This window comes from Sphingomonas sp. PAMC 26605 (genome assembly GCF_000241485.1).
Lineage (GTDB): Bacteria > Pseudomonadota > Alphaproteobacteria > Sphingomonadales > Sphingomonadaceae > Sphingomonas.
This window is the reverse complement of record NZ_JH584241.1, coordinates 1,825,774-1,851,855: the sequence shown is the minus strand read 5'-3', so window position 1 is coordinate 1,851,855 and position 26,082 is coordinate 1,825,774. Positions and strand designations below refer to the sequence as shown.

Below are 26,082 nucleotides of genomic sequence, written 5' to 3'. Positions count from 1 at the left end.
ACTGGCTTGGAACGTGCCGAGTGCGTCCCTCTTAAATCCTCCCCCGGGAACCGGGGGAGGGGGACCGCCAGCCTTCTTCAGGCTGGTGGTGGAGGGGGCCGCAAGCGGACCACTCGCGGAGAGGCCCCCTCCACCCTTCGCTGAATGCTCAGGGTCCCCCTCCCCCGCTGCGCGAGGGAGGATTTGCGTTACGCCGCGGCCTGCGCGGCCAGCGCGTCGTCGATTTCGCCTGCGCGCTTGTACGCGGGACGGCTGAGGATGCGGCCGAGATAGGCCTCGAACGCCGGGCGCTTCGGCAGCGAGCCGAACATCAAACCCCACGCGACCTGCGACCCCGCGTAGACATCCGCCGCGCTGAACGCCGCACCCGCGATATAGGGATGCGACGACACCGCTTGCTCAAGCACATCGACGACCAGATCAAGATGGCCATAGCCCGCCATCCGCTGCTGATCGCTGGTCGGCGTCACGCCGAGCGATCGGTTGGTCACGGCATGCTCGACTGGTCCCGCCGCGAAGAACAACCAGCGATAGTAATCCGCGCGCTCGCCGAGCGGCGGGGCGAGCCCCGCCTCGGGAAAGGCATCGGCAAGATAGGCGCAGATCGCCGCGCCCTCGGTCACGACATGCCCGTCATGGACGATCGCCGGCACCTTCCCCATCGGGTTGATCGCTAGATACGAATCGGCCTTCATCGTGCTCGCATAATCGAGCACGACCGTCTCATACGGCGCGCCGACCTCCTCGAGCATCCAGCGGGCAATCCGCCCGCGGGACATCGGATGGGTGTAGAAGGTCAATGTCATCATCGTTCCCCCGAATCGCTTTGACAGAACGTTAGAAGAACATTACGAAAGCGCAACGTCAATCTTCAAAGCGATTTGGCGAACAGCGCGAGCATCCGCGCCCATGCCTTGTCGGCCTGCATCGCATTGTAGACCTTGCTGTCGGGCGGGGTCCAACCGTGCATCGTGCCGGCATAGACCTCGATCTCGGCAGGGAGCTTTGCCGCGGCGAAGGCGGTGCGCAGCGTGTCCTTCGCGGCGGGATCGCGCGCGTCGTCGTTCGCGGCGATCGCGATGAGGTAGCTCGCCTTCATCTTGGAGATTAGCAAATGCGGGCTGTCGGGCTTGTCGGTGGCAAGCCCGCCGCCGTGGAAGGTCGCACCGGCGCGGACCCGCGCCGGGTTGGCGGCGGCGGTGCGCATCACCATCGGGCCGCCCATGCAATAGCCGGTGGTGGCGAGCCCCTTGGCGCGGTCGACCTGCGTTTGCGTGTCGAGCCAGGCGGTGAAGGCGAGCGCATCGCGCGTCGTGCCGTCAGTGCTGAGCGCCTGAACATAGGGCATGATCTTGGCGCGCACCGCGGGTTGCCCGAAATCCTCACCCGGCGCGATGATCGGCGACTTCACCGAGCGGTAGAATTGATTGACGACGAGCACGGCATAGCCCGACTGCGCGAGCCGGTCGGCCATCTGCCGGAACGCCGGGCGCAGCCCCATAATGTCGGGCCACACGAGCACGCCGGGTGCCTTACCGGTGGCGGGCGCGACGAAATAGGCGTCGGCCTTGCCGTCGGGCGTGTCGATCACGACGTCGCGGCCGGCGATCCTTGCAGCATTGGCGGGCGCGGGGAGCAGCATCGCGAGCCCCGCGGCCCCGGCGATCGTGGCAAAGCCGCGGCGCGTGAGCGCGGGGTCTGCGAGATGCGCTTCGTTTTCGGCTGCGGTGAAATCGTCACACATCGGTCTCTCTCCTTGCGATTCGCCGTTTGGGCGTTTGCCGCATCATAAGGATATAATTCGCAACCGATATCCTGCCGATCCTCCCCGGCACGGGGAGGGGGACCGCTCGGCTTCTTCAGCCGAGGGGTGGAGGGGCGCGCCACGAATGTCCCGCTCGCGGCGCGCCCCCTCCACCGTTCGCTGAATGCTCACGGTCCCCCTCCCCGTGCCGGGGAGGATCAGGGGACGCGCCACCACCAGACGCCGTCCTCGACCGTCCGCACCGCCCGCCCCTCGACCGCGAGCCGCCGCACATGCGCGAGCGCCTCGCCCGTCGCCATGCCGAGCATGTCGGGCCCGATCGCGCGGCGGAACAGCCGCCCGAAACAGTCGATCGCGCGCTTCGGCTCGGCGAGGAACACTTCGAGTTCGTCGAGCCGCTCGCGATGTTCGCGGTCCATCGCATCGAGCCGGGCGTGGAGCCCGGTAAACGGGTCGCCATGCCCCGGCAGCACGAGCAGATCGTCGGGCAAGTGCTTGAGCCGCGCGATCGACTCGAACCATTCGCCGAGTGGATCGGCAGCGGGCTCGGTCACGCCGAGCGAGATGTTGGGGCTGATCCGTGGCAGCACCTGGTCGCCCGCGATCAGCACCTTGCCGATCGGATCATAGAGGCAAGCATGTTCGGGGCTGTGGCCCGAGCCGACGACGACATGCCACTCGACCGTGCCGACGCGCAGCGTGTCGCCGTGCTTGATCCGGGTATAGCCAAGCGGCAGCGGCGTGACGATCCGGCGGAATCCCGCCCAACCGCGCTCGCTGGCGTGCCCGATCTGCATCTCATCCCACCCCGCGCCGCGCCAGAAGGCGAGCATCTCGTCGGGCACCGCATCGCGCGCGTCTGCGATCAGCATCCGCGCGGTAAGCCACTCGCCACGCGTCATCACCAGCGGGCATTCATGGTGTGCGCACATCCAGCCAGCGAGCCCGATATGATCGGGATGGAAATGCGTGCCGATCATCCGCGTCACCCGTACGCCCGCGAGCGGCCCCTTCCACAGCGCCTTCCAGGCGTCGCGCGCCTCGGTCGTGTTCATGCCGGTATCGACCAGCGCGACGCCGCCGTCGTCGTCGAGCAGCCAGCAATTGACGTGCTTCAACGGCCCGGGAACATGCAGCCGCACCCAGCGCACCCCGGGCGCGACGCTCATCACATCGTGCGCCGGGGGTTCGGCGCTGCCGAAGGGATAGGTCAGGCCCTTGTGGCTGGTCGGGGCGAAAGCGGCGGCGATTGCGGTGGACATGCCGTTGGGTAGCGGGTGGGTGGCGCCCGAGTCACGCATTTCCGCTATTCGGCGGGCACCGCATCCTCGCCGAGCAGATGCCGCCGCACCTGATCGGGCGTGTCGAACAGCAGATCGGGCTCGAGCCGCGCGAGCACGTCACGATTGGCATAGCCCCACAGCACCGCGCCCGAACAGATCCCGACCTTCTTTGCAGCAACCACATCGCGCGTCTCGTCGCCGATCGAAATCGCTTCGTGCTGCGCGATGTCGCATTTGCGCAGCACGCGGCGATAGCGCCGCGCCTTGCCGAACAGCGACGCGCCGCATTCGAAGCGCTCGATCAGCGCGGCGTTGGCGGGCCCGAGGATCGCGCGCGCATTGTCCTCGGCATTCGAGGTGACGAGCGCGATCCGCACCCCGCTCGCCGCCAATTGCTCGAGCAGCCGGGTGACGCCGTCGAACAAGGCGATCCGATCGGTCTGCTGCGCGAGCAGATCATGCGTGTAGCGCCCGATCGCGGGAAGCTTCCAGCGCGGGATGCCGAGATGGCGGATCACTTCGCTCGAGGTCTTGCCGCGCAGCGATTCGACCTCGCCCGCGGGGACTTTGCGGAACTTGAAGCGCTCGGCGAGGTGGTCGGCGATCGACAGGAACCAGTCGCCGCTATCGGCCAGCGTCCCGTCGAAATCGAAGATTACGAGACGATAGCGCGGCGACATCGGGCGCTCTCAACGCCGGCCGCGGCGTTTGCCGCCGTCGCCATCCTGCAGGACGGCGGCGCTGCGGATCGTCACCAGTTCGGCGCGGGTGACCATGCCGTCCTTGTCGAGATCGAACCGGTCGAACAGCACCCCGAACTGCGCCTGGAGCTCGGCGAGCGTGATGCGATTGTCGGTGTCGGCATCGACCTGATACGGGCTCGGCAGCGCGTTTCGGTCACCAAGCCACTTCTGCGCCCAATCGCTATAGCCGATATAGCCGGTCGATCCGGACTGCGGCGCGGCGTCGGGAAAACTGCGCGCGACGCAGGCGGTCAGTTCGGCGCGCGTCGTGCGGGCGTCCCCATTGGCGTCGCACGCCGCGATGAACATGGCGGCGGGCTCGGCGACGATCGTCGCGCCGGGCTGACGCGGCGGCACTGGCGCAACGGGCAGCGGCACCTGCGCGGCGAGCGCGAGCAGCAGAATCGGACTCATGCACGCACCCCCCTGTCCGGCAGCAGCAGACTGGCGTCACCGTAGCTGTAAAATCGGTATCCGTCTGCAATGGCGTGCGCATAGGCGGCCTGCATCGTATCGGTGCCCATCAGAGCACTGACCAGCATGAACAGTGTCGAACGCGGCAGATGGAAATTGGTGACGAGCCCGTCGATGCCGCGGAAGCGATAGCCCGGGGTGATGAAGATCGCGGTGTCGCCCTCGAACGGCCGGATCACGCCGTCCTCGCCGGTCGCGCTTTCGATCAGGCGCAGGCTGGTCGTGCCGACCGCGATCACCCGGCCTCCGGCGGCACGGACCGCGTTGAGTCGGTCGGCGGTCGCCGCGTCGATCCGGCCCCATTCGGCGTGCATCTTGTGATCGGCGGTGTCGCTCGCCTTGACCGGCAGGAAGGTGCCCGCGCCGACATGCAGCGTCAGTGTCGCGTGCTCGACCCCGGCGGCGGCGAAGCGCGCCATCAGCTCGGGCGTGAAGTGCAGCGCCGCGGTGGGCGCCGCGACCGCCCCTTTTTCGGCCGCGAACATCGTCTGGTAATCGTCGGCATCCTGCGCGTCGGCGGGGCGGCGGGCGGCAATATAGGGCGGCAGCGGCATCCGCCCGGCGCGCTCGAGCAGCAGCTCGACCGGCTCGTCGCCCTGGAATTCGAGCGCGAAGCTGCCGTCCTCGCCGCGGTCATGCGCGGTCGCGGTCACGCCGCTGCCGAAATCGATCGCATCGCCATCGCGCAGGCGGCGCGCGTTGCGGACGAAGGCGCGCCAGCGGCGCGGCCCTTCGCGCTTGTGCAGCGTCGCGCCGATGCGCGAATCGCCGCGCGTCCCCTCGAGCTGCGCCGGGATGACCCGCGTATCGTTGAAGACGAGCAGATCGCCCGTACGCAGGCCGCCCGGCAGATCGCCGACGCTGCGGTCGTGCAGCGCAGCGCCATCGACCACGAGCAGCCGCGCCGAATCGCGCGGGGCTGCCGGGCGCAGCGCGATCCGCTCGGGCGGCAGGACAAAGTCGAACAGGTCGACGTTCATTTACCGCGTGCTCCCCGCCGCGAAGTCTTGCCTTACGCGGCCTTCTTCTTCGGCGCGGCGGCGGGCTTGGCCTTGAGCATCGGCTTCATCGCCGGCTTGCTCGGCGCGAGCGTCGCGGGCGCGAGCGTCGGCTCGGGCGCCGGCGGTGCGGGGACATAGGCGGGAGGGCTGTCGGCGGCGACATAGGCGTGGAGGATGCGCGACGGATGCGTCGGCGGCTCGCCGCGTGCGATCGCATCGACATAGTCCATTCCCGAGATCACGCGACCGAAGATCGTGTATTTCTTGTCGAGCTTCATGTTGGGGTTGAAGACGATGAAGAACTGGCTGTTCGCGCTGTTCTCCGCCTTGGTCACCTGCTCGACGGTCGCGCCCTCGGCCGAGCCCTCGCGCGCCGCCGACACAGCGCCGCGCACATGCGGCAGCCAGTTGAATTCGGCGGGGACGTTGGGGAGCGTCGAGCCGCCGGTGCCGTCGCCCTTGGGGTCGCCGGTCTGCGCCATGAAGCCTTCGATCACGCGGTGGAACAGCAGCCCGTCATAGAAATGCTGGCGGGTGAGCGTCTTGACGCGCTCGACCATCTTCGGCGCGGCGTCGGGGCGCAGCCAGATGATCACGCGGCCGCCGGTCGACAGATCGAGATAGAGCAGATTCTCGGGATCGCTTGCCGACGGGATCGGCGGCCGGCCCGCCGTCGTTACGACCGCGGACTTGGCCTCGTCCTTCTTCTTGTTGGCGAGGGCGGGGCCGGCGAGGAACGCCAGGAGGAGGACAAACAGGCTGGCAACGAAACGCATTATTTCCCCGCGAAATATCTCGGAATGAAGCCGCGCTTAGACCATCTACCGCTTTGCGCCAAACTGAACGTTGCCGCGCAAAGGCGACCGAATTAGGGCCGCGTGCCTTTCCGCCCGATCCGCGCGACGCGGTCGGCGACGTCTTGCGCCACGCGCGGCGTGACGAAGCGATGAATCGGCCCGCCATAGAACGCGATTTCCTTGACCAGCCGGCTCGCGATCGGCTGGAGCGCGACGTCGGCCATCAGGAACACCGTCTCGACGCGGTCGTTGAGAGCGCGGTTCATGCCGGTCAGCTGATATTCGTATTCGAAATCGGTGACGCCGCGCACGCCGCGCAGGATCGTGCTCGCGCCTTGCGCCTCGGCGAAATCCATCAGCAGCGAATCGAACGCGACGACGCTGACGCCCGCGATCCCCGCGATCTCGCGCTCGATCATCGCGAGGCGTTCCTCGAGGCTGAACATCGGCGACTTGGAGGCATTGGTGGTGACACCGATGACGAGCCGGTCGACCAGGGTCGCGCCGCGCCGGATAATGTCCATATGCCCCAGCGTGACGGGGTCGAACGTGCCGGGATAGACGCCGATGCGCTCGGTCATCGCGCGCCGTCCGCCACTACCGTCATGCCAGCGAAAGCTGGCATCTCGTGATGCGGTGTGCACCCCCGGCCCCGGGGAGACCCCAGCGTGCGCTGGGGTGACGGACAGAGGTCACCCAGCTTTCGCCCGGGTGACGGGGCCGTGCTCAACGATCGCGCTCCAGCGTGAAGCGCGCGATGTCGCGGAGCAGATCGGCTTCGGGGCCGAAATGCTGGAGATGCTCGATCGCCTGATCGACCAGCATCCGCGCCTGCGCACGCGCCCGGTCGAGCCCGAGCAGCGACAGGAAGGTCTCCTTCCCCGCGCCCTCATCCTTGCCGAGCTTCTTGCCGACAGCAGCCTCGTCCCCCTCGACGTCGAGGATGTCGTCGGCGATCTGGAAGGCGAGCCCCATGTCGCGCGCATAGCCGCGCAGGCCCACGCGGCCTTCGGGCGGCACCTTGCCGAGGATCGCACCCGCCTCGACCGAGCAGGCGATCAGCGCACCGGTCTTCATCGCCTGGAGCCGCGTGACGGTCGGCAGGTCGAAGGTCGATTTCTCGGCCTCCAGATCCATCGCCTGTCCACCCGCCATGCCCGACGGACCGGCCGAACGCGCGAGATCAAGCACCAGCTCGCTGCGCACGAACGGATCGGGATGCGTCAGCGGATCGGCGAGAATCTCGAACGCGAGTGCATGCAGGCAGTCACCCGCGAGGATCGCGGTCGCTTCGTCGAACGCCTTGTGGACGGTCGGCTTGCCGCGGCGCATGTCGTCATCGTCCATCGCGGGAAGATCGTCGTGGATCAGCGAATAGACGTGGATGCATTCGATCGCGGTCGCCGCGCGCCCCGCGCAATCGCGATCGACCGCGAACAGCCGCGCGGTCGCAAACACGAGCAGCGGGCGCAAGCGCTTGCCGCCGCCGATCGCGGCGTGCCGCATCGCGCGATACAGATCGGCGCGGGGATCATCGGGAATGGCAAGGAATTTGTCGAGCCGACGATCGACGTCGGCGCCGACCTGGGACAAGGCCGCCTTGAGCGACAAGGACGTTGCGCTCATGCCATCAACCTGCGGCAAAGGGCTGCGTGCCGACGGCACGCCCCTCGCTGTCGGTGCGGATCGCTTCGATCCGTGCCTGCGCCGCGGTCAGCCGGTCGTCGCAGCGACGCCGCAATTTATCGCCGCGCTCATAGAGCGCGATCGCCTGGTCGAGCGGCGCATCGCCGCTCTCGAGCCTCGACACGATCCCCTCCAGTTCCTTGAGCGCCGCTTCGAACGTCAACTCTTCGATCGGTGTATCCATTTGGCAGCTATGCGGCAGGCGAGCTTCTGGGGTCAAGGATACGCGAGCCCTTGGTTGCGTTTGTTGTCCGTCCCCAATGAGGAATCCCCCATGTTCACCAGCATCGACCCCGCCACCGGCGCGCCGGGCCAATCCTATGCCGAGCTGACCGGCGCCGAAATCGAGACCAAGCTACAGCGCGCGCACGCCACGTTCCGCGAATGGCGCGTCACCGATCTCGCGACGCGCACCGCCCTGCTCGAGCGAATCGCCGAGCAGTTCGACGCCAACACCCAGCGTCTCGCCGAAACCGCGACGCGCGAAATGGGCAAGACGCTCAAGTCGGCGATCGCCGAGGTGCAGAAATGCGCGCAGGCGTTCCGCCATTACGCGCAGGAGGGCGCCGCGATGCTCGAGCCGCGCAGCTTCCCCGGAGCGACCGCGACATGGCATCCGATGGGTCCGGTGCTCGCGGTGATGCCGTGGAATTTCCCCTATTGGCAGGTGGTGCGCTTCATGGCGCCGACGATCCTGGCGGGCAATGTCGGGCTGCTCAAGCATGCGTCGAGCGTGCAGGGTTGCGGCGCGGCGCTCGAGGAGATGGTGATTGCGGCGGGAGGGCCCGCCGGGCTGTTCCAGAACCTGGCGATCCAATCCGACAAGGTCGAAGCGCTGATCGCCGACGACCGGATCGTCGCGGTGACGCTGACGGGCAGCGAAGGTGCTGGCATGAAGGTCGCCGAGGCGGCGGGGCGTGCGCTGAAGAAGGTCGTGCTCGAACTCGGCGGGTCGGACCCGTTCATCGTCATGCCCTCGGCCGATCTCGACGCCGCCGCCAAGGCCGCGGTCACCGCGCGCGTGCAGAACACCGGCCAGTCGTGCATCTGCGCCAAGCGGATGATCGTCCATGCCGATGTCTACGACGCGTTCCTGGAGAAATTCTCGGCGGGGATGCAGGCCGTCGTCGCGGGCGATCCGATGGATGCGGCGAGCGACATGGGACCGCTGTCGAGCGAGGAGCAGCGCGCGACCGTGCTGGGGCAATTGAAGCTGTTCGAGCAAGCGGGCGCCAAGCTGCTGTTCGGCGGCGAGGCGCTTCCGGGCAAGGGCGCCTATATGTCGGCCGGCATTCTTGTCGATGTGCCGATCAATCACGAGGTTGCGAACGAAGAGCTGTTCGGGCCGATCGCGATGCTGTTCAAGGCGGCGGACATCGACGAAGCGATCACCATTGCCAACGCGGTGCCGTTCGGGCTCGGGTCGTCGGTATGGACGCAGGATGAGGCCGAGCGCGCACGCTTCGAGCGCGATATCGAGGCGGGCATGATCGCGGTCAACACAATGCTGGCGAGCGCACCGGAAGCGCCGTTCGGCGGGGTCAAGCGATCGGGCCATGGGCGCGAGCTTGGGCCGTACGGACTGCACGAGTTCATGAATTTGAAAACCGTCCTCGCCTGATGTCTCCTCCCCACCCTGAAAGGGAGGGGATCGAGGGGTGGGTCGGCCCGTAGTCGGGCGTGACGCTCGCCATGGGCCGACCCACCCCCAACCCCTCCCTTTCAGGGAGGGGAGACACCCAGCTCAACCGCCAGCATGCCTTGCAGGGAGACGCCTCACTCCATCGTCAGCACGATCTTCCCGACATGATCCCCCGCCTCCATTCGCGCATGCGCGGCGGGGGCTTCGGCGAGCGGGAAGCTGCGATCCAGCACGGGCTTCAGCCGCCCCGCCTCGACATGCGGCCACACGGTGCGATGCAGCTCATCCGCGACCAGGCTCTTGAACGCCGAATCACGCGGCCGCAGCGTCGAGCCGGTCAGCGTCAGGCGGCGGCGCATGATGTCGAAGATCGGGATCGTCGCGGTCGGCCCGCCCTGCACCGCGATCGAGACGTGGCGCCCATCCTCGGCCAGGCATTTGAGGTTGCGCGGCAGATAGTCCCCACCGACCATGTCGAGCACCACCGCGCAGCCCTTGCCATCGGTGATCGCGGCGACGCGCTCGACGAAATCCTCGGTCTTGTAGTTGATTGCATGCGCCGCGCCGAGTTTCAGCGCCGCCGCGCATTTGTCGTCAGACCCGGCGGTCACGATCACCTCGAGCCCGAAGATCGACCCGAGCCCGATCGCCATCGTGCCGATCCCGCTCGTGCCCCCATGCACCAAGACCGTGTCGCCCTCGGTCGCATAGCCGCGCTCGAACAGATTGGTCCACACCGTGAACAGCGTCTCGGGCAACGCCGCCGCCTCGGTCATCGACAGAGCGTGCGGCACCGGCAGCACCTGCCCCGCCGCGACCGCGACATATTCCGCATAGCCCCCACCGGCGAGCAAGGCGCACACCGGCTGGCCCATCAGCTCGAAATCGACGTCCAAACCCTGCGCGACGACGGTGCCCGAAACCTCGAGCCCGGGGATCGACGGCGCACCCGGCGGCGGCGCGTAGCCCCCCTTGCGCTGGAGCACGTCGGGTCGGTTGACCCCCGCGGCGACGACCCGGATCAGCACCTCGTCGGGCCGCAGCATCGGGACGGGGCGTTCGACCACGCGCAGCACCTCGGGTCCCCCCGCCGCATCGGGGTCGATCGCGCGCATCGTCGCCGGAATTCCGTCCATCGGTCATATGCCCCGTTTTACCTGCGCGCCTTATTGACACGGCCGCCCGCCGGGTCAACGATCCCGCCATGGACTTGGACGAGATTCTCCCGAAACGCGCGGGCGATCCGCTCGCGGCGCTGCTTGCGCAGGACCTTGACCCGCTGTCGGTCGCGGAACTCGAAGCGCGGATCGCTGCGTTGAAGGCCGAAATCGCGCGGAGCACCGCCAAGATGGAACACGCTGCGAGCCACCGCGTTCAAGCCGATAATCTGTTCAAGTCTTGATGCCAGACAGCCCTCCCATCCGCTATAAGATGGCAAGACGGGCGCCGAACGATTTTCAAGTGCTTGCAGTGGCGGATACGCCTTCCGACATAGGCGCAAAGGGTTGCGCTTTCGTCGCAGCCCGCAAGGAGTGAAGACCTAATGCCATCCTTTGCCTCCGCGCTTGAAACCACGCTGCACAAGGCGTTGGAAGCCGCGTCGTCGCGCCGTCATGAATATGCGACGCTTGAACATCTGCTGCTCGCGCTGATCGACGACGAGCATGCCTCGAAGGTGATGCAGTCGTGCGGCGTCGATACCGCCGAGCTGACCGCCACCGTCAAACACTATCTCGATACCGAACTCGAAGCCTTGAAGGTCGATGCGGCGACCGACCCCTCGCCGACCAGCGGCTTCCAGCGCGTCGTCCAGCGCGCGATCCTCCACGTGCAGTCCTCGGGCCGCGACGAAGTGACCGGCGCCAACGTGCTCGTCGCGCTGTTCAGCGAACGCGAGAGCTATGCCGTCTATTTCCTGCAGCAGCAGGATATGAGTCGGCTCGATGCGGTGAGCTTCATCAGCCACGGCGTCGGCAAGGGCGGCGCGACGCCTGAGGCTTCGACTCCCAAGGGCGTCGAAGAGGAAAAGCCGCAAAAGCCCGGCGAGAAGGGCAAGAGCGAGTCCGCGCTGAAGCAGTTCTGCGTCGACCTCAACGAGAAGGCCAAGAAGGGCAAGGTCGATCCGCTGATCGGGCGTGGCCCCGAGGTCGATCGCACCGTGCAGATTCTCTGCCGGCGTTCGAAGAACAACCCGCTCTATGTCGGCGATCCCGGCGTCGGGAAGACCGCGATCGCGGAAGGGCTCGCGCGGAAAATCGTCGAGGGCAACGTGCCCGAGGTGCTCCTCCCGGCGGTGATCTATTCGCTCGACATGGGCGCGCTGCTTGCCGGCACGCGCTATCGCGGTGACTTCGAGGAGCGGCTCAAGGCGGTCGTCACCGAGCTCGAGAAGATGCCCGATGCGATCCTGTTCATCGACGAGATCCACACCGTGATCGGTGCCGGCGCGACCAGCGGCGGCGCGATGGATGCGTCGAACCTGTTGAAGCCGGCGCTGTCGGGCGGGACGATCCGCTGCATCGGTTCGACCACCTACAAGGAGTTCCGCAACCACTTCGAGAAGGACCGCGCGCTGCTGCGGCGCTTCCAGAAGATCGACGTCAACGAGCCGACGATCGAGGACACGATCAAGATCCTGGCGGGTCTCCGCTCGGCGTTCGAGGACCATCACAAGGTCAAATACACCCCCGACGCGATCAAGTCGGCGGTGGAGCTCAGCGCGCGCTACATCAACGACCGCAAGCTGCCCGACAAGGCGATCGACGTGATCGACGAAGTCGGCGCGATGCAGATGCTGGTGCCGCTCGCCAAGCGCAAGAAGACGATCACCTCGCGTGAGATCGAGGCCGTCATCGCGACGATGGCGCGCATCCCGCCGAAGTCGGTTTCGACCGACGACACCAAGGCGCTCGAATCGCTCGAGACCGATCTCAAGCGCGTGGTGTTCGGGCAGAATGCCGCGATCGAGAAGCTGGCGTCGGCGATCAAGCTCAGCCGTGCCGGCCTGCGCGATCCCGAGAAGCCGATCGGCAACTATCTGTTCACCGGCCCGACCGGCGTCGGCAAGACCGAAGTCGCCAAGCAGCTCGCCCAGATCATGGGCATTCCGCTCCAGCGCTTCGACATGTCCGAATATATGGAACGCCATTCGGTCTCGCGGCTGATCGGCGCCCCTCCGGGCTATGTCGGGTTCGACCAGGGCGGCCTGCTCACCGATGCGATCGACCAGCAGCCGCATTCGGTGCTGCTGCTCGACGAAATCGAGAAGGCGCATCCCGATCTGTTCAACATCCTGCTGCAGGTGATGGACAATGGGCGGCTGACCGACCAGCACGGCAAGACGGTCGATTTCCGCAACGTCATCCTGATCATGACGACCAATGCGGGCGCCTCCGACATGGCGCGCGAGACGCTCGGCTTCGGCAACCTCACCCGCGAGGGCGAGGACGAGCAGGCGGTGCAGAAGATGTTCACGCCTGAGTTCCGCAACCGTCTCGATGCGATCGTGCCGTTCGGCTATCTGCCGACCGAAGTGGTCGCGCGCGTCGTCGACAAGTTCATCCTGCAGCTCGAGCTCCAGCTCGCCGACCGCAGCGTGCACATCAAGCTCGACGACGAATCGAAGACCTGGCTGACCACCAAGGGCTATGACAAGCTCTACGGTGCAAGGCCGATGGGCCGCCTGATCCAGGAGAAGATCAAGCAGCCGCTCGCCGAGGAATTGCTGTTCGGCAAGCTGGTCCATGGCGGCGAGGTGACGGTCAAGCTGAAGGACAACGCGCTGTCGTTCGAGATCACCTCGGCCCCGCCCAAGAAGCCCAAGAAGAAGGCCGTGCCGACGCGGACCGATCCGGACAAGACTCCGGCGAAGTAAGATTGGCTTGGCGATGAAGCGCGCGGGGTCCGGAATGTCCGGGCCCCGCGCTTTTTTATGGGCCGCTGCGGCAGGCCCCCGCTCGCCTCGAACATCAGCGGGCCGCGATCGCCCCCGCGTCGCGATGCGCGGCGGCAGCGACCGCCACGGCGACCTGCGTCTCGACACTGCGCAGCGCCTCGCGGCGGCAGCGCGATTCGTCGGCGAGCCGCCGCAAATCCTGCGCCGCATTGCTGGTGCAGATCGTGCTCGCTGCGGCGCGAACGCGTCGATCAAGCTTGTGGCGTCCCTTGACGGTGGCGAGGTCGAGATCGCCGATTTGCACCGTGCTGGAAACCGTTTCGCGAAGATAAGAGTCGCTTCCTTGCGCCTGGACAGGCACGGATACGAGTATTGCCATACACGCCGATACAGTCAAAAGTGGGAAAGAACGAAATATTGCTGTTCTCCTGAAGACGATTTTAAGATACGTCGATGGCTTCGATCGTATCGTACTCCTCTTGTCAGGCGCGAAGATCTGTTCCCGTACCGATCGAATACCGCCGCCCGACGCGCCCCCTTAATCGTGACAGATTACCGTGCCATGTCTTCGTCATGTCGTTTCAATGGCGGTCCGATCGGACGACACCGCATTTGGCTGCTTTTTAACCATCTATTTGTCATCCCGGAGTAGGCAGGCGCTATGCCGCGTACGCTTTCCGTCCTTTCCATGGTCTTGCTGGCCATGCTGTGCCTCGGCCTGCCTGCGACCCCGGCATTCGCGCAGGCCGGCCTTGCCGGGGAACCGGTTGCAACCTGCATCGCGCGCGCCGAGAGCGGCATGACCCCACAAGAGCTGTTTCGCGAACCCGCGCACTTCGACTGTGCGACGAACCAGACCGCGTTCGGGGCCGGGGATTTCTGGGTTCGCTCGGCGCGGCTGCGGCGCGATGGTCCACTCGAGATCCGCTGGCCGAGCCTGTGGCAGGAGCGGGTCGCGCTGTACGCGCTCTATGGCGATGGCGCGATCGTCTCGGTCGCGCTCGATCAGCAGGCCGTGTCACGCCATCTCGCGCTGGGGGCGATCATCGCGCAGCCGCTGGAAGCGCGCGCCGCGCCGCTGGTGCGGCTGCTGTGGCGCGTCGAGCACGCCGCCAATCTGCGCGGCATCCTGCGCGAGCCGCGGATCGCCACCCCGGCGCAGAGCGTCACCTCGAACCTGACGATGGCGGCGCTTTACGGCGGGTTCGGCGGGCTGTGCATCGCGCTGATAACCTATCATCTCGCCTTATGGGCGACGCTGCGGCATCGCTTCCAACTGGCCTATTGCGCGATGGTGCTGGCGCTGCTGGGCTATGCCATGTCCTCGTCGGGCGCCCTTGTCTGGCTCTGGCCGACCATCGCCAACACCGATCGGATGCGCGTCAATTATCTCACGCTGGGAGTGTCGGCCGTCGCGGCGCTCGCGTTTGCGCGGAGCTTTTTCGAACCGCGCGTCTTCGCCGGAGGGCTGGCACGGCTGTTCAACGTCGCGAGCGGCGCGATGCTGGCCGCCACTCTCGCTTATACGCTGATCGGGTCGCTCGACGTCCGGCTGTTCGACCGGCTCTATGCGCTCGCCTTTGCCGGGCTCTTGCTCGTGGTCATCCCGATGCTGTGGCGCGCCTGGGTGACGCGGAGCAATTATCTGTGGCTGTTCGCCTTGACCTGGGGGGCGCCGATCGTGGTCGCCTGCTTCCGCGTGGCGAGCGGGCTCAGCCTGATCCACTGGAATTTCTGGCTCGACAATTCGACGGCCGTGACGATGACACTCGAAGCGTTGCTGTCGAGTCTGGCGATCGCCTATCGCGTTCGCGTGCTCAGCCGCGAGCGCGACGCCGCGCGCGAGGGCGAAGTCGCCGCGCTGCTGCTCGCCGAGACCGATCCGCTGACCGGGCTGCTCAATCGCCGCGCCTTCCTGTCGGCGGCGATCGGGCGCGAGGGCGAGCAGCTGCTGCTGATCGTCGACCTCGACCATTTCAAGCTGATCAACGAGACGATCGGCCATGATGGCGGCGACGAAGTGCTGCGCGCCGTCGCGCGGACGCTGCAGCTGTCGGTTCCCGAAGCCGCGCTCGTCGCGCGGATCGGCGGCGAGGAATTCGCGATCGTGCTCCCGGCCGAAGCGGCGGTCGAGCCGCGCGACATTCTCGACCGCTTGCGCGCCGCGCGGATGCCGTACGACGTCAGCGTCACTGCCAGCATCGGCAAATGCATCGGCCCGCTCAAGCGCGAGGTCGACTGGAAGGCGCTCTACGCCGCCGCCGATCGCGCCTTGTTCGACGCCAAGAGCGCCGGGCGCGATCGCGCGCGGATGCGTTCGCTGTCGGACCGCGCTGCGGCCTGAGAGGCTTGCCGCGAATCGCTATTGCGCGTATACGCATCGCGCAAGGGGATAGCGTTTGCGCAACCGTCGCATCATGGTCGGCATCGTTGCAGGGCTCGCGCTGATCGCCGCAGCGCGCCATCCGAACGCCGATATTCAAATCCTTACCCACGATTCGACCGACCCTGCGCCGCATCAGGTCAAGGCCGCGATCGATCTCGGCCTGGTCGGCGTTTCGGTGCTCGTCACCTGGACCGGCAAGCATTTGACCTGAGCCGAGCCCAGCGGCTTGCGGGCGGCGGACGGCTTGCTTACACGCATGTCAATGAGCGATCCTGAAGCCGTCTGGCGCCAATCCTATCGTCATCCCAACGCCTGGGACACCGTCTATCCGCCGCTGTCGATGGTCGATCTGTTCGATCAGGCCGCCGCGCGTGCGGGCAAGGCGCCGCTGATCGATTTCCTCGGGCGGCATTACAGTTATGCCGAGACGCTCGACGGTGCCAATCGCGTCGCGGCGGGGCTGCAGGCGCTGGGCTATGGGCCGGGCGACCGGATCGGGCTGTTCCTGCCCAATGCGCCGCATTATCTCGCGGCCTATTACGGCATTCTCAAGCTCGGCGCGACGGTCGTCAATTTCTCGCCGCTCTACACAGTCGCCGAACTCACGCATCAGGTCGAGGATTCGGGCACGCGCGTGCTGTTCACGCTTTCTGCGAGCGCCTTGCTGCCGACCGCGCTGAAGGTGCTCGAGACGAGCGGCCTTGAGCGGCTTGTGGTCGGTTCGATTGCGGGTGCTTTGCCACCGTCGAAATCGATTCTCTATCGCCTGTTCAAGCGCAAGGAGGTCACCCCGCGCCCGCACGATCCGCGAATCCTGAGCTTTTCGCAGCTGATCGCCAATGACGGCACGCACGCGCCTGCGACGATCGATCCGCTGACTGACGTCGCGCTGATCCAATATACCGGCGGCACCACCGGCACCCCCAAGGGCGCGATGCTGACGCATCAAAATCTTGCGGCCAACGCCCGCCAGGTGATGGGCATCGACCCGCATCCGAGCGAACCCGACCGGATCCTCGGCGTGCTGCCGCTGTTCCATGTCTTCGCCAACACCTGCGTGCTCAACCGCACCGTGCTCAACGGCGGCTGCATCGTCATGCTGCCGCGCTTCGAGGCGGGCGCGGTGCTCGGCGCGATCACGCGCACCAAGGCGACCGCGCTCCCCGGCGTGCCGACGATGTACCAGGCGCTGCTCGATCATCCCGACATCGCCAAAACGGATTTCGCGTCGCTGCGCGTCTGCATCTCGGGCGGCGCGCCGCTCGCCGCCGAATTGAAGGCGAAGTTCGAGGGCGTCACCGGCGCGACCGTGGTCGAGGGCTATGGCCTGTCGGAAAGCTCGGGCGTGCTCTCGGCCAATCCGTACGAGCTACCCGGCAAGACCGGCAGCATCGGCCAGCCGATCCCCGCGACGCATCTGCGGCTCGTCGACAAGGCTGATCCGACCCAGCCCCCGCCCCCCGGCGAGCCGGGCGAAATCGTCGCGCTGGGCCCGCAGATCATGAAGGGCTATTGGAACCGGCCCGACGCCGATGGCGAAGTGTTCGTGACGAACGACGCGGGGCGCTGGCTGCGCACCGGCGATGTCGGCGCGATCGACGAGGACGGTTTCGTGCGGATCGTCGACCGGTTGAAGGACATGCTGTCGGTGTCGGGCTTCAAGGTCTTTCCGAGCCAGATCGAGGCAATCCTGCACCATCACCCCGCGGTCAAGGAGGCGATGGTGATCGGGCTGCCCGATCCGTACCGCGGCGAGCAGCCGCGCGCTTATGTGACGCTCAACGAGGGGGTTTCGGCGGGCAGTGCGGAATTGCGTGATTGGCTTAATCCGCAGCTCGGTCGGCATGAGCGGGTCGATGATGTTGTGGTGCGCCTGACGATGCCGAAGACGATGATCGGCAAATTGAGCCGCAAGGACCTGATCGCCGAGGTGATGGCGGAGACGCCCGGCGCATGACCACCGCCCTGCCCGTCACCCCCGCGAAAGCGGGGGTCCCGCTGTCTGGCCCCGCGCCAAGCAGAAGAAGCGGGACCCTCGCTTTCGCGAGGGTGACGGGGGCGGGGTGTATCTCGTTGGGTAGGGGCAAGCACGATGCGCGGGGGTTGGGTCTACATCAGTGTCCAACCGCTACCGTGGAACGACGTATATCGGCGTGACGTCCCACATCGCCCCCCGCAGTTTCCAGCACCGAACCAAGGTTGGCTCTGACTTCTGCCGCCGCCACAACCTCACGCGCCTCGTTTACGCGGATTTTACCGAAAACATCGCCGACGCCATCGCGCGCGAGAAGGCGATGAAGAAATGGCGTCGCGCATGGAAGATCGAGCTGATCGAAGTCGCCAATCCGAATTGGCTCGACCTGTTCGAGACATTGAACGGCGCAGCAGAAGAAGAAGCGGGATCCCCGCTTTCGCGGGGATGATGGGGGGGGGGAGCACCGGGCCGTATGACAGTTGCATGAAGCCCCACGATTCCGATTGTAACAAACTCTCGCCATAGCCGGAAGACCAGTAAGGCTTCGGGGTAGTCGACGATGGACGCTGTCACCAAGATCACGATGGATGGCCTGTCGGGCGGCACGATCGCCGACTTTGCCGACTTCGCGCATTCGCAACCGACGATTCCCGAGCGCACGATCAGCGAGCGGCGGCGGTATCGCACGATCTGGATCTCCGACATCCATCTCGGCACGCGCGGCTGCAATGCCGACCTGCTGATCGACTTTCTCGACCATGTCGACAGCGAGACGCTCTACCTCGTCGGCGACATCATCGACGGCTGGCGGCTCAAGAAGAAATTCTACTGGCCCGCGGCGCACAACGATGTCGTCTGGCGCCTGCTCAAGCGCGCCAAGCGTGGTGCGCATGTCGTCTATATCCCCGGCAATCACGACGAGGTCGTCCGCCAGTTCTGCGGTCTCGATTTCGGCGGCATCGCGATCCGCCGCAACGCGGTGCATGAAACCGCCGACGGGCGTCGGCTGTTGGTGCTGCATGGCGACGAATTCGATGCGATCACCCTCGCGCACCGCTGGCTGGCGCATGTCGGCGATGCGGCGTATGAATTCATGATGGCGCTCAACCGCTGGGTGAACGCCTATCGGCGCTTCTGCAACCTGCCCTATTGGTCGCTGTCGAAGCACGCGAAAGCCAAGGTGAAGAACGCGGTGCAGTTCATCTCCAATTACGAAGAGATCGTCGCACAGGCGGCGGGCGCACGCGGCGTCGACGGGGTCGTGTGCGGCCATATCCACACCGCCGAGTTTCGTGATATCGATGGTATCGCCTATTATAACGACGGCGACTGGGTGGAGGGCTGCACGGCGTTGGTCGAGCATTTCGACGGGAGAATGGAATTGCTGCACTGGGCCGACGAGATTGCCGCGCGGGAAACGTCCCGGCCGACGGCGCAGATCGAGCAGTTGGCGGCCTGACCCGCGTGCGCATCGCGATCGCCACCGATGCATGGAGCCCGCAGGTCAACGGGGTCGTGCGCACCCTGCAGGCGGTGCGGGCCGAACTCGAACGCCAGGGACATGAGGTCCTGATCGTCTCGCCCGATCTGTTCTATTCGATGCCCTGCCCGACCTATCCCGAGATCCGCCTCGCCTTCGCCAGCACCGCGAGCGTCGGCAAGATGCTTGCCGATTTCGCGCCCAACGCGATCCATCTCGCGACCGAGGGGCCGGTCTGCCTGGCGGCGCGGCGCTGGTGCCTGACGCGCGGGTTTCCCTTCACCACCGCCTATCATACGCAGTTCCCCGATTACGTCTCGGCGCGGACAGGGGTGAACCCCGAATGGGTGTGGCGCTATATCCGCTGGTTCCACTGGCCCGCCCAGTCGATCCTCGCCTCGACCCCGTCGATCGCCGCGACGCTCAAGTCGCATGACCTGACCAAGATCCGCCATTGGGGACGCGGCGTCGATCTCGCGACCTTCGGACCGCAAGTCGCTCCGCTTCCGGCGATCGAGGCGCTGAAGGCGGGAGGTGGCGGCCCGATCCAGCTTTATGTCGGTCGCGTCGCGGTGGAGAAGAACATCGAGGCCTTCCTCACCGCCAGGCATGCCGGCATCAAGGTGATCGTCGGCGACGGCCCGGCGCGCGCCGCGCTCGCCGCGCGCTATCCCGAGGCGCATTTCCTGGGGCCGCTGTTCGGCGCCGATCTTGCCGGCGCCTATGCCGCGGCCGACGTGTTCGTCTTCCCAAGCCGCACCGATACGTTCGGCCTGGTGATGATCGAGGCGCTCGCCAGCGGGACGCCGGTCGCCGCCTATCCGGTAACGGGGCCGGTCGACGTACTCACGCCCGCGGTCGGCGCGATGGACGAGGGTCTCGATACCGCGATCGCCGCTGCGCTCACTCGCGATCGCGCCGCCTGCGCCGCCTATGGGCAGACCTTCACCTGGGAAGCCAGCGCTCGCCAGTTCCTCGGTGCGCTCGTGCCGGTCGAGCATCCCGAGGCGATCGCGGCTTGAGCGACTAGCGGCGATGCGGTAAATTGCGGCGCTGCTGTTGGAGGTCGCACGATGGACGTACCCGTTGGGCCGCATTGGGAAAGCTTCGTCGAAGCAAGCGTCGCCGAGGGCCGCTATGCGTCCGCAGTCGATGTGGTGAACGAAGGCCTGCGTCTGGTCCAGGAGCGCGATGCGAAGATCGCAGCTTTGCGCGAGACGCTGCAGGCATCGATCGCCGAGAATGTCTGGCATTCCGCCGACGACGTCTTCCGCAGGCTCCATGAAGATCTCGATGCTTGGGAGCGCGAGCGCGGCTGATGCGCCGCGTCAAAATTAGTCAGGCGGCGCAGCGCGACCTTAAAGCCATCGCACGGTACATCGCGGACCAGAGCGGCGGTGACATCGCGCGCGGCGTAATCGATGGAGTGCGCAAGCATTGCGATCGGATCGCCGCACTCCCCGGTTCCCTCGGGACTGCGCGGCCCGAGCTGGGCGCAGAGCTGCGCAGTACGCCGCACCATCGCCACATCATTTATTTCCGCTACACCGAGGACGCGCTGGAAGTCATCAACGTGCGGGACGCGCGCCGAGACACCTTCGCGCATTTCGCAGAGCCCGACCCCGAACTCTGACCCCCCGCAACCGCGCTTGCCCTCCCCCGCCATTCGCTCTACATTGCATGCCAGCACAAGCGGCCGCTCCGAAAGGGGCGGCCCTTTCCGTTTTTGAGGAGTATCCCGTGGCCCAGCCGCTCATGCCGCACGCGACCGCCGCCTGGCTCGTCGACAATACCGCGCTCAGCTTCGAGCAGATCGCCGAATTCTGCGGCCTGCACATCCTCGAGGTCCAGGCGATCGCCGACGACACCGCCGCGACCAAGCTGACCGGCCGCGACCCGATCCGCGCGCACGAGCTGACGCAGGACGAAATCGACAAGGGCCAGGCCGACCCCGACTACACGCTCAAGATCCTGAAAGGCCCCGAGCAGGTCCGCCGCACCAAGGGCCCGCGCTACACGCCGGTGTCGAAGCGGTCGGACAAGCCCGACGGCATTTCGTGGATCATCCGCAACCATCCCGAGATCAGCGACGGCGCGATCGGCCTGCTGATCGGCACGACGCGAACGACGATCGCGGCGATCCGCGACCGCAGCCACTGGAACATCGCCAACATCACGCCGAAGGATCCGGTCACGCTCGGCCTGACGACGCAGCGCGAGCTCGATGCCGCGGTCGCCAAGGCGGCGAAGGCGGCCGGGCTCGAGGCGCCGGTCGACACCCGCCTCGAGGGTGACCGCGAAGCGCTGATCACCGAGCTGCGTGCGCAGCGCGACCAGCTCGCGCGCGATGCCGAAGCCGCCGAGAATGGCGAGGCCCCCGCCCCGCGCGCCGAGCCGACCGCCGAGACGCTGTTCAAGCGCTGATCCATCCCGTCACCCCCGCGAAAGCGGGGGTCCCGCTTCTGCCGCCGGCCCCGAGAAGAAGCGGGATTCCCGCTTTCGCGGGAATGACGGCAGGAGGGGTCGGGGAAGCCATATGACCACCCGCCCCCGCTTCGACTTCACCATCCACGCGACCGACGGCAAGGCGCGGACCGGCGAGATCGCGATGCGGCGCGGGACGATCCGCACGCCGGCGTTCATGCCCGTCGGCACCGCAGCGACGGTGAAGGGCGTCAAGCCTGCCGATGTTCGCGCGACCGGCGCCGACATCCTGCTCGGCAACACCTATCACCTGATGCTCCGCCCCGGCGCAGAGCGCGTCGCACGATTGGGCGGGCTGCACGCCTTCATGGGCTGGGACCGCCCGATTCTTACCGACAGCGGCGGCTATCAGGTGATGAGCCTCAGCGACCTGACCAAGCGCGACGAGAATGGCGTGACCTTCAAGTCGCACCTCGACGGCTCGCGTCACACGCTCAGCCCCGAACGCTCGATCGAGATCCAGCGGCTGCTCGGCTCGGACATCGTGATGGCGTTCGACGAGCTCGTGCCCACGACCTCGACACCCGAAGTGCAGGCCGCGGCGATGGCGCGCTCGATGCGCTGGGCGAAGCGCTCGCGCGACGCCTTCGACAGCGGCGGCGCGCATGCCGAAAACGCCGCGATCTTCGGCATCCAGCAGGGCGCACTCGACCAGACGCTGCGCGGCGACAGTGCGGCGGCGCTGATCGACATCGGCTTCGACGGCTATGCGGTCGGCGGGCTCGCGGTCGGCGAGGGCCAGGAGGCGATGTTCGGCTGCCTCGACTTCGCGCCGGGCCAGCTCCCCATCGACAAGCCGCGTTACCTGATGGGCGTCGGCAAGCCGACCGACATCGTCGGCGCGGTCGAACGCGGGATCGACATGTTCGATTGCGTGCTGCCGACGCGCTCGGGGCGCACCGGTCAGGCCTTCACCCGCAACGGCCCGATCAATATCCGCAACGCCAAGTTCGCCGAGGATCTGGGCCCGCTCGACCCCACCTGCGGCTGCCCGACCTGCGCGCATCCCGAGCACGGCGGCAGCCGCGCCTATCTGCACCATCTCATCCGATCCGGAGAAATCCTCGGTGCGATGTTGATGACCGAGCATAATCTGTGGTTTTATCAGGCGATGATGGCCGACCTGCGGGCAGCAATCGCGGCGGGGCGGCTCAAAGCCTTCGCCGATGCGTTCCGACAGGCATATGATGGCCACGCAGAGAGGGTGTAATGTCAAAGATCAACGAAATCGAAGAAGCCGCGCGCGACCATAAGCGCGTCCGCGATGCCGCCGAAGCCAAGGCCGAGCCGCACGGCAACTGGCCCGTCACGCCGATCGCGATCGGGGTTGGGGTCGGGTCGGCGGCGCTGGCGGCGGTGCTGATGTACGCGAATCGCCCGAAGAAGAAGTAATACGCTTGGCTACTCCCCTCCCGGGAAGGGAGGGGTTGGGGGTGGGTCGCTCTCCGTAGCAGGCGAACCTCACCCAACGGGCCGACCCACCCCTACCCCTCCTTTCCAGGGAGGGGAGGAACTCGGCCAGTGTCCCACGCGATTGACACAGCGGCCGCCCGCGCGACACAGTAGCGCCTTGACCGCCCCCCATCCGGAGCCTCCCCCATGCTGTCCCGTGCCGCCCTCCTGCTGGGCGCCGCCCTGCTCCCGCTGACCGCCGCCACCGCGCAGCCAGCGCCGACCGCACCCGCCCCCGCGATCAAGCCGATCGCCTTCACCGAACGCACGCTCGCCAATGGCCTGCGCGTCTACGCGATTCGCGACACGACCACGCCCAACGTCTCGGTCCAGGTCTGGTACGACGTCGGCTCGAAGGATGATCCCGCCGGCCGCTCGGGCTTCGCGCACATGTTCGAGCATCTGATGTTCAAGGCGACGCGCAACCTCGTGTCCGAACAGTTCGACCGGCTGACCGAGGATGTCGGCGGCAACAACAACGCCTCGACCAACGACGATTACACCGAATATCACGAGACGATCCCCGCCAACCACCTCCAGCGGCTGCTGTTCGCCGAGGCCGACCGCATGGCCGCGCTCGTCGTCGAGCCCAAGAGCTTCGCGTCCGAGCGCGACGTGGTGAAGGAAGAGCTGCGCCAGAACACCAACGCGCGGCCCTACGGCAAGCTGTTCTCGCTCTATTTCCCGGCGGTGTCCTACACCCGCCACCCCTATGCACGCGGGACGATCGGCAGCCTCGACAATCTCGAGAGCGCGCAGATCGACGACGTCCGCGCGTTCCACGCGACCTATTACCGGCCCGACAATGCCGTGCTCGTCGTCTCGGGCAATTTCGATCCCGCGCAGCTCGACGGCTGGGTCGACCAGTATTTCGCCAAGATCAAACGCCCGACCACGCCGATCCCGCGCGTCACCGTGACCGAGCCCGAGCGCACCAAGGCGACGCATTACGTCGTCCACGAAGCCAATACGCCGCTCCCCGCGGTGATGATCAGCTATCCGATCCCCGCCGACAACCATCCCGACGGTCCCGCGCTGACCGTGCTCAACGCGGTGCTGTCGCAAGGCGAGAGCTCGCGGCTGTACGAATCGCTCGTCTATCGCGACCAGCTCGCGCAGAGCGCCGAGAGCGTGCTCGATTCGAAGCAGGGCCCGGGCAATCTCGCGGTGTTCGCGATCCTCGCCGGCGGCAAGACCGCTGCGCAAGGCGAGACCGCGCTGCGCCGCGAAGTCGCACGGCTGCGCGATACGCCGGTCAGCGCGGCGGAGTTGGCAGAGGCCAAGAACGAGATCCTGACCAGCGCGCTCCAGTCGCGCGAAACCGCCGAAGGCGCGGGCCGCACGATCGCCTCGTCGGTTATCATCGACGGCGACGCGCACGCGGCCGACCGTCAACTCGCCGCGATCGGCCGCGTCACCGCCGCCGACGTCCAGCGTGTCGCGAGCACGTATCTGCGCGACCAGCGCTCGGCGACGATCCAGTATCTGCCCGAGGACGCCACCGCCAAGGCACCGCAGAACGACCGGATCGAAGTCGCCGATACCGTGGTGGTCAAGCCGCTCGTCGTCCCCGCCAAGGTCGAGGTGGTAACCCCCGCGAGCGCCGCCGAGCGGATCGCACCGCCCCCACCCGCCGCCGCGATCGCCGCCGCCGCACCGGTGACCCACGAATTCGCGCTCGCCAACGGCATGCGCGTCGTCGTCGTCGAGAAGCACGATTTGCCGCTGCTCACCGCATTGCTGGTCGCGCGCGGCGGCGGCGCGCTCGACCCCGCGAACCGCGCGGGATTGGGCAGCCTGACCGCCGACCTGCTGACCAAGGGCACCACGACCCGCTCGGCGACCGAGATCGCGCGCCAGATCGAATCGCTCGGCGGTTCGATCTCGAGCGATGCGAGCTTCGACGGCTCGAGCGTCGAGGTGACGGTCAAGTCCGATCAGGCTGCGCCCGCGCTCGCGATCCTCGCCGATGTCGCGCGCAACCCCGTCTTCGCGCCGGACGAGATCGAGCGCGCGCGGGCGCAAGCGATCGACGGCGTCCAGGTTGCGATCAAGGATCCGAGCCAGCTCGCCAACCTCGTCGCCGCGCGCGCGGCGCTCGGGGCGAGCGATTACGGCCATCCGCTCGCGGGCACCCCGGGCTCGCTCAAGGCGATCACCCCGGCGGACATCCGCACGGCCTATGCCGCGGCGTGGAAACCGCGACAGAGCACGCTGGTGCTGGTCGGCGACGTGGCCCCGGCACAGGCGAAGCAACTGGCGGAAACGCGCTTCGCCAGCTGGTCGGTGCCCGGCTCGGCCCCGACGCGCAGCACGACCCCGCCCGCCTACCCGGCACCGCGCGTGATCGTCGTCGACATGCCCGGCGCGGGGCAAGCGGGCGTGGTGGTCGCGCGGCCCGGCATCGCGCGCAGCGATGCGCGCTATTATCCCGCCTCGGTCGCCAATACCGTGCTCGGCGGCGGCTTCTCGTCGCGGCTCAACCAGGAGATCCGCATCAAGCGCGGCCTCGCCTATGGCGCGGGCAGCAGCATTCAGGCGGGCCGCGAACCCGGCACGATCGCCGCGCGCACCTCGACGAAGAACCCGAGCGCACCCGAGACGGTGTCGATCATCCTCGCCGAGATGAAGCGGCTCGGCGCCGAGCCCGTCAGCGCGGCCGAGCTCGATACGCGAAAAGCGGTGCTGGTCGGGAATTTCGGGCGTGCGACGGAGACGACGGGCGGGATCGCAGGCACCGTCGGCGGCTATGTCGTGCAGGGCCTGCCGCTGAGCGAACTCGGCCAGTATACGCAGCGCGTCGCGGCGGTTGATCCGGCGGCGGTGCAGGCGGCGGCGGCGAAGCTGCTCGATCCGGCAGCGGCGAGCGTCATCGTGGTGGGCGACGCCAAACTGTTCCTGCCCGAGCTGCGCAAGGCCTATCCGAACGTCGAGGTGATCACCGCAGACGCGCTCAAGCTCGACACCGCGGCACTGCACTGAGGGCGGTTACGCTCGAGCCTGAGCGCGACCGCGTTCG

General features: G+C 67.0%; 27 protein-coding genes. 15 read left to right on the top strand and 12 right to left on the bottom strand.

All coding sequences use genetic code 11. From position 1 onward, the window contains the following. Positions 1 to 188 precede the first annotated feature (188 nt). From RH90_RS08570 to RH90_RS08525, 10 genes are all read right to left on the bottom strand, one after another. Positions 189 to 809, bottom strand: coding sequence for a glutathione S-transferase N-terminal domain-containing protein (locus tag RH90_RS08570; RefSeq protein WP_010185131.1), 621 nt, complete (start codon positions 807 to 809; stop codon positions 189 to 191). Positions 810 to 871: 62 nt separating this feature from the next. Next, positions 872 to 1,744 carry a dienelactone hydrolase family protein gene (locus RH90_RS08565; protein WP_010185130.1) on the bottom strand — a complete coding sequence of 291 codons (873 nt, stop codon included), beginning with the start codon at positions 1,742 to 1,744 and terminating at the stop codon, positions 872 to 874. Positions 1,745 to 1,962: 218 nt separating this feature from the next. Beyond that, positions 1,963 to 3,066, bottom strand: a complete 1,104-nt coding sequence (locus tag RH90_RS08560; protein ID WP_010185128.1) for an MBL fold metallo-hydrolase — start codon at positions 3,064 to 3,066, stop codon at positions 1,963 to 1,965. A 5-nt stretch (positions 3,067 to 3,071) separates the two neighbouring features. Next, positions 3,072 to 3,728, bottom strand: coding sequence for an HAD hydrolase-like protein (locus RH90_RS08555; RefSeq protein ID WP_010185126.1), 657 nt, complete (start codon positions 3,726 to 3,728; stop codon positions 3,072 to 3,074). Positions 3,729 to 3,737: 9 nt separating this feature from the next. Further along, positions 3,738 to 4,205: a calcium-binding protein gene (locus RH90_RS08550; protein WP_010185125.1), complete on the bottom strand. Its 468-nt coding sequence runs from the start codon at positions 4,203 to 4,205 to the stop codon at positions 3,738 to 3,740. After that, positions 4,202 to 5,245: a tRNA preQ1(34) S-adenosylmethionine ribosyltransferase-isomerase QueA gene (gene queA, locus RH90_RS08545; protein ID WP_010185124.1), complete on the bottom strand. Its 1,044-nt coding sequence runs from the start codon at positions 5,243 to 5,245 to the stop codon at positions 4,202 to 4,204. Before queA ends, RH90_RS08550 begins: the two co-directional genes overlap by 4 nt. 32 nt (positions 5,246 to 5,277) lie before the next feature. After that, the gene (locus RH90_RS08540; RefSeq protein ID WP_010185122.1) at positions 5,278 to 6,042 is read right to left on the bottom strand and encodes a peptidylprolyl isomerase; all 765 of its coding nucleotides are present in this window, start codon (positions 6,040 to 6,042) and stop codon (positions 5,278 to 5,280) included. 92 nt (positions 6,043 to 6,134) lie between these two features. Then, entirely contained in the window at positions 6,135 to 6,644 is a 510-nt protein-coding gene (gene coaD / locus RH90_RS08535; protein ID WP_010185121.1) for a pantetheine-phosphate adenylyltransferase, read from the bottom strand. A 145-nt stretch (positions 6,645 to 6,789) separates the two neighbouring features. Beyond that, a complete protein-coding gene (locus RH90_RS08530) occupies positions 6,790 to 7,689 on the bottom strand; it encodes a polyprenyl synthetase family protein (protein WP_010185120.1) in 900 nt (299 codons plus the stop codon). A gap of 4 nt (positions 7,690 to 7,693) precedes the next feature. Beyond that, complete coding sequence (locus tag RH90_RS08525) at positions 7,694 to 7,933, bottom strand: exodeoxyribonuclease VII small subunit (RefSeq protein ID WP_010185119.1); 240 nt, start codon at positions 7,931 to 7,933, stop codon at positions 7,694 to 7,696. 90 nt (positions 7,934 to 8,023) lie between these two features. Here RH90_RS08525 and RH90_RS08520 point away from each other — a divergent pair, with 90 nt between their 5' ends. Continuing rightward, positions 8,024 to 9,370: an NAD-dependent succinate-semialdehyde dehydrogenase gene (locus tag RH90_RS08520; protein ID WP_010185118.1), complete on the top strand. Its 1,347-nt coding sequence runs from the start codon at positions 8,024 to 8,026 to the stop codon at positions 9,368 to 9,370. 155 nt (positions 9,371 to 9,525) lie between these two features. On the opposite strand, the gene RH90_RS08515 is transcribed toward RH90_RS08520, so the two are convergent. Continuing rightward, positions 9,526 to 10,527: an NAD(P)H-quinone oxidoreductase gene (locus RH90_RS08515; RefSeq protein WP_010185116.1), complete on the bottom strand. Its 1,002-nt coding sequence runs from the start codon at positions 10,525 to 10,527 to the stop codon at positions 9,526 to 9,528. 68 nt (positions 10,528 to 10,595) lie between these two features. Between RH90_RS08515 and RH90_RS08510 the strand changes: the two genes are divergently transcribed. Next, entirely contained in the window at positions 10,596 to 10,793 is a 198-nt protein-coding gene (locus RH90_RS08510; protein ID WP_010185115.1) for a DUF1192 domain-containing protein, read from the top strand. A 141-nt stretch (positions 10,794 to 10,934) separates the two neighbouring features. After that, positions 10,935 to 13,265, top strand: a complete 2,331-nt coding sequence (gene clpA, locus RH90_RS08505) for an ATP-dependent Clp protease ATP-binding subunit ClpA (protein ID WP_010185114.1) — start codon at positions 10,935 to 10,937, stop codon at positions 13,263 to 13,265. 94 nt (positions 13,266 to 13,359) lie between these two features. On the opposite strand, the gene RH90_RS08500 is transcribed toward clpA, so the two are convergent. Continuing rightward, complete coding sequence (locus tag RH90_RS08500) at positions 13,360 to 13,665, bottom strand: UrcA family protein (RefSeq protein ID WP_081476904.1); 306 nt, start codon at positions 13,663 to 13,665, stop codon at positions 13,360 to 13,362. Positions 13,666 to 13,947: 282 nt separating this feature from the next. Here RH90_RS08500 and RH90_RS08495 point away from each other — a divergent pair, with 282 nt between their 5' ends. From RH90_RS08495 to RH90_RS08440, 12 genes are all read left to right on the top strand, one after another. After that, positions 13,948 to 15,630: a GGDEF domain-containing protein gene (locus RH90_RS08495; RefSeq protein WP_029625156.1), complete on the top strand. Its 1,683-nt coding sequence runs from the start codon at positions 13,948 to 13,950 to the stop codon at positions 15,628 to 15,630. Positions 15,631 to 15,685: 55 nt separating this feature from the next. Continuing rightward, on the top strand, positions 15,686 to 15,883 hold the full coding sequence (locus tag RH90_RS08490; RefSeq protein ID WP_010185110.1) for a hypothetical protein: 198 nt from the start codon (positions 15,686 to 15,688) through the stop codon (positions 15,881 to 15,883). A 51-nt stretch (positions 15,884 to 15,934) separates the two neighbouring features. Next, positions 15,935 to 17,629, top strand: a complete 1,695-nt coding sequence (locus RH90_RS08485) for an AMP-binding protein (protein WP_010185109.1) — start codon at positions 15,935 to 15,937, stop codon at positions 17,627 to 17,629. A gap of 160 nt (positions 17,630 to 17,789) precedes the next feature. Next, positions 17,790 to 18,095: a GIY-YIG nuclease family protein gene (locus tag RH90_RS08480; protein ID WP_332306561.1), complete on the top strand. Its 306-nt coding sequence runs from the start codon at positions 17,790 to 17,792 to the stop codon at positions 18,093 to 18,095. Between the two features lie 111 nt (positions 18,096 to 18,206). Next, positions 18,207 to 19,106 carry a UDP-2,3-diacylglucosamine diphosphatase gene (locus RH90_RS08475; protein WP_010185107.1) on the top strand — a complete coding sequence of 300 codons (900 nt, stop codon included), beginning with the start codon at positions 18,207 to 18,209 and terminating at the stop codon, positions 19,104 to 19,106. A gap of 5 nt (positions 19,107 to 19,111) precedes the next feature. After that, positions 19,112 to 20,149 carry a glycosyltransferase family 4 protein gene (locus tag RH90_RS08470; RefSeq protein ID WP_010185105.1) on the top strand — a complete coding sequence of 346 codons (1,038 nt, stop codon included), beginning with the start codon at positions 19,112 to 19,114 and terminating at the stop codon, positions 20,147 to 20,149. A gap of 51 nt (positions 20,150 to 20,200) precedes the next feature. Next, positions 20,201 to 20,446 carry a type II toxin-antitoxin system ParD family antitoxin gene (locus RH90_RS08465; protein ID WP_010185104.1) on the top strand — a complete coding sequence of 82 codons (246 nt, stop codon included), beginning with the start codon at positions 20,201 to 20,203 and terminating at the stop codon, positions 20,444 to 20,446. Next, positions 20,446 to 20,760, top strand: coding sequence for a type II toxin-antitoxin system RelE/ParE family toxin (locus RH90_RS08460; protein ID WP_010185103.1), 315 nt, complete (start codon positions 20,446 to 20,448; stop codon positions 20,758 to 20,760). Before RH90_RS08465 ends, RH90_RS08460 begins: the two co-directional genes overlap by 1 nt. A gap of 107 nt (positions 20,761 to 20,867) precedes the next feature. Next, the gene (locus RH90_RS08455; protein ID WP_029625155.1) at positions 20,868 to 21,551 is read left to right on the top strand and encodes a DUF1013 domain-containing protein; all 684 of its coding nucleotides are present in this window, start codon (positions 20,868 to 20,870) and stop codon (positions 21,549 to 21,551) included. A gap of 112 nt (positions 21,552 to 21,663) precedes the next feature. Continuing rightward, a complete protein-coding gene (tgt, locus tag RH90_RS08450; RefSeq protein ID WP_010185101.1) occupies positions 21,664 to 22,821 on the top strand; it encodes a tRNA guanosine(34) transglycosylase Tgt in 1,158 nt (385 codons plus the stop codon). Next, positions 22,821 to 23,003, top strand: a complete 183-nt coding sequence (locus RH90_RS08445) for a hypothetical protein (RefSeq protein WP_010185099.1) — start codon at positions 22,821 to 22,823, stop codon at positions 23,001 to 23,003. The genes tgt and RH90_RS08445 overlap by 1 nt, the downstream gene beginning before the upstream one ends. A gap of 207 nt (positions 23,004 to 23,210) precedes the next feature. Continuing rightward, positions 23,211 to 26,045 carry a M16 family metallopeptidase gene (locus tag RH90_RS08440; RefSeq protein ID WP_010185098.1) on the top strand — a complete coding sequence of 945 codons (2,835 nt, stop codon included), beginning with the start codon at positions 23,211 to 23,213 and terminating at the stop codon, positions 26,043 to 26,045. Positions 26,046 to 26,082 lie beyond the last annotated feature (37 nt).

Coding starts and splice junctions, on each gene's coding strand:
- RH90_RS08565 (WP_010185130.1), bottom strand. CDS start 1,744: ATGTGTGACGATTTCACCGCAGCCGAAAACGAAGCGCATCTCGCAGAC.
- RH90_RS08540 (WP_010185122.1), bottom strand. CDS start 6,042: ATGCGTTTCGTTGCCAGCCTGTTTGTCCTCCTCCTGGCGTTCCTCGCC.
- RH90_RS08525 (WP_010185119.1), bottom strand. CDS start 7,933: ATGGATACACCGATCGAAGAGTTGACGTTCGAAGCGGCGCTCAAGGAA.
- RH90_RS08500 (WP_081476904.1), bottom strand. CDS start 13,665: ATGGCAATACTCGTATCCGTGCCTGTCCAGGCGCAAGGAAGCGACTCT.
- RH90_RS08515 (WP_010185116.1), bottom strand. CDS start 10,527: ATGGACGGAATTCCGGCGACGATGCGCGCGATCGACCCCGATGCGGCG.
- RH90_RS08570 (WP_010185131.1), bottom strand. CDS start 809: ATGATGACATTGACCTTCTACACCCATCCGATGTCCCGCGGGCGGATT.
- RH90_RS08510 (WP_010185115.1), top strand. CDS start 10,596: ATGGACTTGGACGAGATTCTCCCGAAACGCGCGGGCGATCCGCTCGCG.
- RH90_RS08445 (WP_010185099.1), top strand. CDS start 22,821: ATGTCAAAGATCAACGAAATCGAAGAAGCCGCGCGCGACCATAAGCGC.
- RH90_RS08555 (WP_010185126.1), bottom strand. CDS start 3,728: ATGTCGCCGCGCTATCGTCTCGTAATCTTCGATTTCGACGGGACGCTG.
- RH90_RS08440 (WP_010185098.1), top strand. CDS start 23,211: ATGCTGTCCCGTGCCGCCCTCCTGCTGGGCGCCGCCCTGCTCCCGCTG.
- RH90_RS08530 (WP_010185120.1), bottom strand. CDS start 7,689: ATGAGCGCAACGTCCTTGTCGCTCAAGGCGGCCTTGTCCCAGGTCGGC.
- RH90_RS08475 (WP_010185107.1), top strand. CDS start 18,207: ATGGACGCTGTCACCAAGATCACGATGGATGGCCTGTCGGGCGGCACG.
- RH90_RS08485 (WP_010185109.1), top strand. CDS start 15,935: ATGAGCGATCCTGAAGCCGTCTGGCGCCAATCCTATCGTCATCCCAAC.
- queA (WP_010185124.1), bottom strand. CDS start 5,245: ATGAACGTCGACCTGTTCGACTTTGTCCTGCCGCCCGAGCGGATCGCG.
- RH90_RS08520 (WP_010185118.1), top strand. CDS start 8,024: ATGTTCACCAGCATCGACCCCGCCACCGGCGCGCCGGGCCAATCCTAT.
- RH90_RS08465 (WP_010185104.1), top strand. CDS start 20,201: ATGGACGTACCCGTTGGGCCGCATTGGGAAAGCTTCGTCGAAGCAAGC.
- RH90_RS08460 (WP_010185103.1), top strand. CDS start 20,446: ATGCGCCGCGTCAAAATTAGTCAGGCGGCGCAGCGCGACCTTAAAGCC.
- RH90_RS08495 (WP_029625156.1), top strand. CDS start 13,948: ATGCCGCGTACGCTTTCCGTCCTTTCCATGGTCTTGCTGGCCATGCTG.
- RH90_RS08560 (WP_010185128.1), bottom strand. CDS start 3,066: ATGCGTGACTCGGGCGCCACCCACCCGCTACCCAACGGCATGTCCACC.
- coaD (WP_010185121.1), bottom strand. CDS start 6,644: ATGACCGAGCGCATCGGCGTCTATCCCGGCACGTTCGACCCCGTCACG.
- tgt (WP_010185101.1), top strand. CDS start 21,664: ATGACCACCCGCCCCCGCTTCGACTTCACCATCCACGCGACCGACGGC.
- RH90_RS08550 (WP_010185125.1), bottom strand. CDS start 4,205: ATGAGTCCGATTCTGCTGCTCGCGCTCGCCGCGCAGGTGCCGCTGCCC.
- clpA (WP_010185114.1), top strand. CDS start 10,935: ATGCCATCCTTTGCCTCCGCGCTTGAAACCACGCTGCACAAGGCGTTG.